This is a genomic window from Virgibacillus chiguensis, assembly GCF_900129865.1.
In the GTDB taxonomy this organism is placed as follows: domain Bacteria; phylum Bacillota; class Bacilli; order Bacillales; family Amphibacillaceae; genus Virgibacillus; species Virgibacillus chiguensis.
Genome location: NZ_FQXD01000012.1, coordinates 127,567 through 133,771, shown reverse-complemented (window position 1 = coordinate 133,771; position 6,205 = coordinate 127,567). Strand labels below are relative to the sequence as shown.

Sequence of the window (6,205 nt, the reverse complement as noted above, 5' to 3'; positions counted from 1 at the left end):
GCATCTTAACAGTACCGTTCTGTATTGCTTCGATGTCAATGGCATCAACAATTCCTTCTCCTAATTGTTTATCAATTTCATTCTCATAATCGCCTGGTGCTCCTATATCGTATCTCCAGCTAGGTAAAGCATCCTTAGCGTCCACACCAATTGCATCTGCTTCTCCAAGTAGATCTATTACTTGGGATTCTGTCATTCCAATGTCTAAGTTTTTCTCAATGAATTCTTTGGTTATTTCATCAGATTCAAAGCTTGTAGCACTTTCTTGTTTATCCCAACCAACTAAAAAACCAAATGCAGCGATTAATAAAACTAACGTCCACTTTTTCATTTCTTTACCTCCTATAAATGTTTTAATGCCTTATTATATTAATTAAACAAGGAAGTAAGTTCTCCTGCAAAAAATAGTAATATTTTACAATTTAATTCAGTTTCAAATATTATTTTACTTTATTTAGCAAAAAGGTAAATATAATGCATAAAATCACCTAAAACATTATTTTCAATCCCACTACAAACGATAAAAGAAAGATTAATGGTGCAATAAACCTTATTAAACCTTTCGGAGCTTTTAGAATCTCCAGCATCAAACCTGCTGCTAATGATATTATAAGCGGGATCCCTAACAATTTTGCTAGATTAAAAGCTATATCATTCATTGTTAATTCCAACGGACTAAAATCTATATTCATGCTTATCAACCCCTCCCGATTATGTATATCGGTTGGTTGTACAATATTAAAAAGCACCCAAGCTATACACTTGAGTGATTATTACTATTTAATTTACCTTTTTTATTGTATTAACTGGACGACTTTCGCCTGCCCGTCCTGCCATCCATTTTATCATGCTGAATTTTTATCCAGCAAATCATGTAAGAAGTGGCACTTTTGGCATATTTGGCACAGCATATCCTCTTTCATTTCACGTATTTTATTACGATTAACCCCAAGATGATCAGCAATAGAACGATAACTCATACCCTCCATCATGCAATCTAGTATAATTTGATGTTGTACATCTTCCAAGTAGTCAACAATTTTCTCGATAGCTTCAACAATATCGTCAAACTCTCTATACCTTTTGTAAAGACGTTCTTCTCGAGCATCCATTGCGTCAATTTCAGCCGGGCTTTTTATTGATGTATTGGGCTTAGGTAGTGTTGCTTCAATGCCATATTGCGAAACCATACCAAACGAAGGCATTGAGATTGAACCGCCAAATAGAATATTAAAGATCCTGTCTAATTCTCTTTTTCTCCAGTGATACTGATAAATGAGATCTTCCACTTGTTTTTTATTCATATTCGAGCCCCCACTCGTCTTAATTAAAATAAAAAAAGACACCAAACAACGCTTACTGCGTCATTCAGTGTCCTCCAGATGGCTGGTAGAACTATTTTCCATCAACTTGTAAATCTCCTTAATTTCATCAAACTCTACAAATGACCTCAATTCAGAGTCATATTTTAATAACAATTCTCTAGTTTCCTTTCCATATGTGGTAAAGCCCATGCAGTATAAGAGATACTTTTCATCACTGCTTATCATAGACAAAAAGATTTTTAAATACATTAACTTAGTTTTAATAGAAAATTCACTTATATGCACCATATTTAATACAGTGTATACAGTTTTAAAGTAATGATCAAATGCGTATCCGAACTTCTTTATAAGACCATCTATTGAGTCATTTAGAGCTTTTTGCATAGCATCTCTACTACCATAGGAATCATATAAACCTTTTTGCAGAAATTTTTTCATAACATTGATGGCACTGCGCCCTTGATAGTATTCGCCATTTTTACGAATACTTATATCTTTAATTGTCTTATGATAATTATCAACTAAGTTGAAAAATGTATTATCAAACTGTTGTTCTTTCATATTCAAATTACTTGTTCTATGCTCTTCTCTTGTTTTTTCTAGCTCTTCTCTAGTTAGAGAAAGTTCTTTTCTTTGTAAAGAGAGCTCCTTACTTTGTATTAAAATTGTATGAATTATAAAAAATATACTAGCAATGGAAAGAAGCCCTATCGTAGAACCTCCTAAAAAATCACCCAACGGCCCTAGTTGCCCTAATTCTTTCACTTTAATATCTGTTTTAGATATGTAAATAATTATAAACGGAATGGCTAATGCAAAAAAAATTGCTCCAATTCCAGCTGCAAACCAACCCTGCGGAACTTTTTCATTTTTATTTTTCTTCGTCAAAACTCTTCCCCCTCATCATACTTCACTCTTTTTATTTTACCTTGATGCGTTACTATTTTGGTCTCACCATGGCTGGGCAATTCCGTGAACTTCGCTTTCCCATCACACACCACTATTGCAAAGCTACCATTATGTTCCATTATATCAATTTCTAGTTTCATTGTACTAGGGTCAATATTTATATCTTTTAATCTCACCAGGATTCCTCCTATGTTATAATAAATGTGTGCTAGGCAGGAGGAATCCTGTCTTTTTTATGCAATCCGCCTGTTTTATACTAAATAACCGTTTCTTTTTTAGCTAAATTATCATATAGCCTTTCGCTAATATCCTTCATTTCTTTTAAATCCCTCTCCATGCGAGGTGGTAAAGAAGTACTTAACGCTTCATCTATATCTCTTGCAAATCCCCATTTAAAATGGCTATTAAATCCATGCTTTCTTAAAACTTTCGCTATATCTGCTAAGTTTGCATTTTCCCTTTTTAACGACTTATTTTCCTGTTCTAGTCTAGCTACTTCATCAATTAATTTTGAACTAACTTTTTGCCCTAGTTGACGAGAATTCACTTTATCAACAACATATTCCTCAAAATATTCACGTTTTGAAGTGAAGAAGGGATGTTGTATATTATCTAAACGATTCATGATGATGTAATAAAGCATTTCGTATGGCATTTCTATATTAAAAATTTTTCCTTTTCTGCGAGTGTTAAGAGTTCTTTTTTCAGGGTTGTAATATATAAGCCCTATGTCCTCCGGTAGCTCATCTGGCTTAATCAATCCAGACGGAACTACAAAATCTAAACGATGGCAGTAATGCTTGTATGCCGTCCACTTTTCATCTTGTAAAAAGTCATTTCTAGATACCTTGATTTCATATCCTGTAATTAATGGATTGACCCAACTCTTTTTAATTGCCAAACCGTCCATAATATACAGATCGTTACTAATATGAGTTGGTCCATTTTTTACTTCTGTGAGAAAGAAATCACTTTTATGTTTCTCAGCCAATGCATGTTTTATTTCATGAGCCTTTACTTTCACCAAATAACTTCAGCCCTTTCTGAAATAGTAATGTCTATTAACGCAACTAACCTTGCTGCTCTTTAACTTTTGCCATTCTATGTTTCTCATTCATATAAACTTGCTCCAGAGTGAATAACCTACAATCCTCTACTTTTCTTCCATCTCGTGTATAAAAGACACCCATACGATACAGATCGTTAATAATAACAGTCCTACGATCGTTAGCAGCACGTTGGCATTGTTTTTCTGATATATCCACTAGTATCTCCTCCTAATCTAAAAAAGGCTCATTTGATTTTCTTCACCGAATTCATCTATATAAGCACAATGCATCCTTTTTGATAAATCTCCATGAAAACGTTTAGGGATATGTTGCTTTAAGCCGTCAACTCCAAACATTTGCACATAATCATAATGGTATAAATCATTAATGTCAGAACAATACCCCATTTTGGGAATAAATTTATCACCATCATAATAGCCTCTATAGCTGAAACTGGGGGCTTGTTTGCCATCTTCATTAAAAGCAAATACGTAAATTTTACCCATGTCTCCACCACCTATTCACCAATGATCTTTACATCTACTAGAGGCAACCCTAATTCCTCTCTATTTGCATTGATTCTCTCTTTACCTTTATGACAATATTCACTTTCTATTTCAAAGCCAATCCAGTTGCGATTAGCATTATCTGCTGCAATTGCAGTTGTGCAAGCACCCATACAATTGTCTAGCACGGTTTCACCTTCGTTTGTATAAGTTTTAATCAAGTATTCAAATAAACTTTCTGGCTTTTGAGTAGGGTGAAACGTCCTTTTATCACGCGGAAAAGAAACAACTGATTTAGGGTAATTCTTATATCTAACTACATGAAATTTATTTAACGTATCGTTTCTATCGCCTAAAGCTTGCATACTTGTTTTTCTTTTAACTTGCTTAGGTTTGATCTTTATAAGTCCTTGTGGGTTATACGTAGGTAATTTCCTGTAAAACACACAAATGTTTTCATGGTTTTTTAATGGCATTCTATTAGCATTTGGAAACCCAGTAACATGATTTTCTTTCTTCCAGATCCACTCATATCTAAACCATTTAAAATTTGAGTTAATCAACTTTGTTGTAAACGGTTGGCTTGCAGTAAGAACAATTGCTCCATTATCTTTTATAATCCGCCTATATTGTTCCCAAAGTTGATCAAAGGGGATTACTTCATCCCATCTACATTGCGTGGTTCCATAAGGCAGATCACATAAAATCATGTCTATAGATTTGTCATCTATATGTTTCATCCCTTCAATGCAGTCCTCGTTGTAAAGTGTATTCTTTTGTAGTGCCATTTTCTTTCCCCTCTCGATATGATAATATTTTTAAGGGGAACACTTGTTCTTTATTGGTGTATAAGAGGCTTTTTTTAGGCCTCTTTTCTTGTTGTTATAATTTGACGTGCCATTTCTCCATTATCTTCTTCAATAAGCGTCTCTACTCCGCTTTGATCTACCATTTCAAGATAGTTCTGTTCATCTGCATAAAATTCTAAAACCTGTTCTAAATCTTTAATCCTTTTGCCCTGTTTTTCAATACCTTGCTGAAACTCATTTTTTATCGTTCGCTCACTAAACAGCTCATTGTTTAGGTAGTGGCAACGTTTTTCCAACTCTTGCACACGCTCAGCTTGTTGAATAAGCCAATCCCATCGCTCTTTTAGTTTTGTCCCATAAAGTAAGCTTATATCAGTATTCTTTATCTCTTCCAACCGTGATCTAAACTCCATTATCAGCAACCTCCAAGCACTATATTTATCAGGCTCCTGAAAAGGAGCCCCTATATTAAGCAATAATAGTCACACGACCAGCTTCAACTTCTTCTTTAAGCGAGCGCCTAAGGTAATCTTTAATATTGTCTACAGCTTCGTTTTTCCAAGCTCCTCCATCTGCCTCATAGAGAGCACAACTTGGTCCCGATTGCATACGAAATATAAAATCACTCTCAGGTTGCACTACTTCCACAAACGTTCTGTATGGTATTAACGAAACTGGATTCGGCACTTCCACATTTCCAACGCTGGCTACCCCTACTTTTGCAACAACCGCCTGTGAAACTCCGTCATCACTAACGGTCTTAACTTGATCCTCTGTTATATTACCGACCACTTTAAGCATCACATCACGATCTTCGTTTTGTATAAAGCAAGATTGTAAGCTAATGTTGAATTTCTCTGTGCTATACCAATCGTTGAAAATAAAGGTCGGGAGAAGTGCTTCTGCTTTCAAAAAATAGTCTCTTTCCTGATCAGAGTTTAATGCTGACTTAACTGTTACGGATGTAGGACTGACCACATGTAAAATAACGGGCTCATCACCATCAAATTCGGATTTTATATAGCTTACTAAACCCGATAAAGTATGAACCGTAAATGGTGTTGCAGTCGGTTCCTCAATCAAATGCAATTTCTTATCTGAATATGTCTGGCCATTCTCACCATGAATTTCTGCTTTTCCTAATCCAACAATGTATTGCAATGCTTCTTTAATCATTTTTCATTCCTCCAAATTTAGTTTTTTATTTTGTTTGTTGATCTCTAAAGCTAACTACTTTTTCTCCAGTGTCTTGGGCTACATCGCCATCAGCATCGAAAAACATTTGCCCTTTTGCACCCGATCGCAACTCTTTTCCGATGATATTTCCGTTGTCATCAGCACCCATCATTAGTTTGGTTTCAACCTCTTTCATTGGCTGCAATCTTACTTTTGTAGAAACAGTTGTATTAAGAACGTCACGTTTTTCATCGCCATGAATCTTAATTGATACTGTGATTGTTCTGTTTTTCTTTGGATCCGTATTAGGATCTGCTATATTCTCCAATACCTTTTCTAATTCTGCGTTTACCTTTGCTGCTAAAGCTCCTTCTGCAAACTCGTTTAAATCAATCATGTACTCCATTTCTTTAACCTCCGAATACTAGATT

12 protein-coding genes are annotated in these 6,205 nt (G+C 34.9%); all 12 read right to left on the bottom strand.

Features of this window, described 5'->3' with window-relative positions:
* Nucleotides 1-331, bottom strand: a 331-nt coding sequence (locus BUB45_RS13855; protein ID WP_139300167.1) for a BRCT domain-containing protein, incomplete at its 3' end; no start/stop codon positions are given.
* Nucleotides 332-488: 157 nt separating this feature from the next.
* Nucleotides 489-692, bottom strand: coding sequence for a hypothetical protein (locus tag BUB45_RS13850; RefSeq protein ID WP_073010707.1), 204 nt, complete (start codon nt 690-692; stop codon nt 489-491).
* A gap of 153 nt (nt 693-845) precedes the next feature.
* The gene (locus BUB45_RS13845; protein WP_073010704.1) at nt 846-1,304 is read right to left on the bottom strand and encodes a sigma-70 RNA polymerase sigma factor region 4 domain-containing protein; all 459 of its coding nucleotides are present in this window, start codon (nt 1,302-1,304) and stop codon (nt 846-848) included.
* A 60-nt stretch (nt 1,305-1,364) separates the two neighbouring features.
* Complete coding sequence (locus tag BUB45_RS13840; protein WP_073010701.1) at nt 1,365-2,213, bottom strand: putative phage abortive infection protein; 849 nt, start codon at nt 2,211-2,213, stop codon at nt 1,365-1,367.
* On the bottom strand, nt 2,210-2,410 hold the full coding sequence (locus BUB45_RS13835) for an XtrA/YqaO family protein (RefSeq protein ID WP_073010698.1): 201 nt from the start codon (nt 2,408-2,410) through the stop codon (nt 2,210-2,212). Before BUB45_RS13835 ends, BUB45_RS13840 begins: the two co-directional genes overlap by 4 nt.
* Before the next feature lie 80 nt (nt 2,411-2,490).
* Nucleotides 2,491-3,258, bottom strand: coding sequence for an MmcB family DNA repair protein (locus BUB45_RS13830; RefSeq protein WP_212590776.1), 768 nt, complete (start codon nt 3,256-3,258; stop codon nt 2,491-2,493).
* 46 nt (nt 3,259-3,304) lie between these two features.
* Nucleotides 3,305-3,499: a hypothetical protein gene (locus tag BUB45_RS13825; protein ID WP_073010677.1), complete on the bottom strand. Its 195-nt coding sequence runs from the start codon at nt 3,497-3,499 to the stop codon at nt 3,305-3,307.
* Nucleotides 3,500-3,516: 17 nt separating this feature from the next.
* Nucleotides 3,517-3,789, bottom strand: coding sequence for a hypothetical protein (locus tag BUB45_RS13820; RefSeq protein ID WP_073010675.1), 273 nt, complete (start codon nt 3,787-3,789; stop codon nt 3,517-3,519).
* A gap of 11 nt (nt 3,790-3,800) precedes the next feature.
* Nucleotides 3,801-4,577, bottom strand: coding sequence for a DNA-methyltransferase (locus tag BUB45_RS13815; RefSeq protein WP_073010673.1), 777 nt, complete (start codon nt 4,575-4,577; stop codon nt 3,801-3,803).
* A gap of 74 nt (nt 4,578-4,651) precedes the next feature.
* A complete protein-coding gene (locus tag BUB45_RS13810; protein ID WP_073010670.1) occupies nt 4,652-5,011 on the bottom strand; it encodes a hypothetical protein in 360 nt (119 codons plus the stop codon).
* A gap of 55 nt (nt 5,012-5,066) precedes the next feature.
* On the bottom strand, nt 5,067-5,774 hold the full coding sequence (locus BUB45_RS13805) for a hypothetical protein (protein WP_073010667.1): 708 nt from the start codon (nt 5,772-5,774) through the stop codon (nt 5,067-5,069).
* Between the two features lie 25 nt (nt 5,775-5,799).
* On the bottom strand, nt 5,800-6,180 hold the full coding sequence (locus BUB45_RS13800; RefSeq protein ID WP_244527739.1) for a replication terminator protein: 381 nt from the start codon (nt 6,178-6,180) through the stop codon (nt 5,800-5,802).
* Between the last annotated feature and the right edge of the window lie 25 nt (nt 6,181-6,205).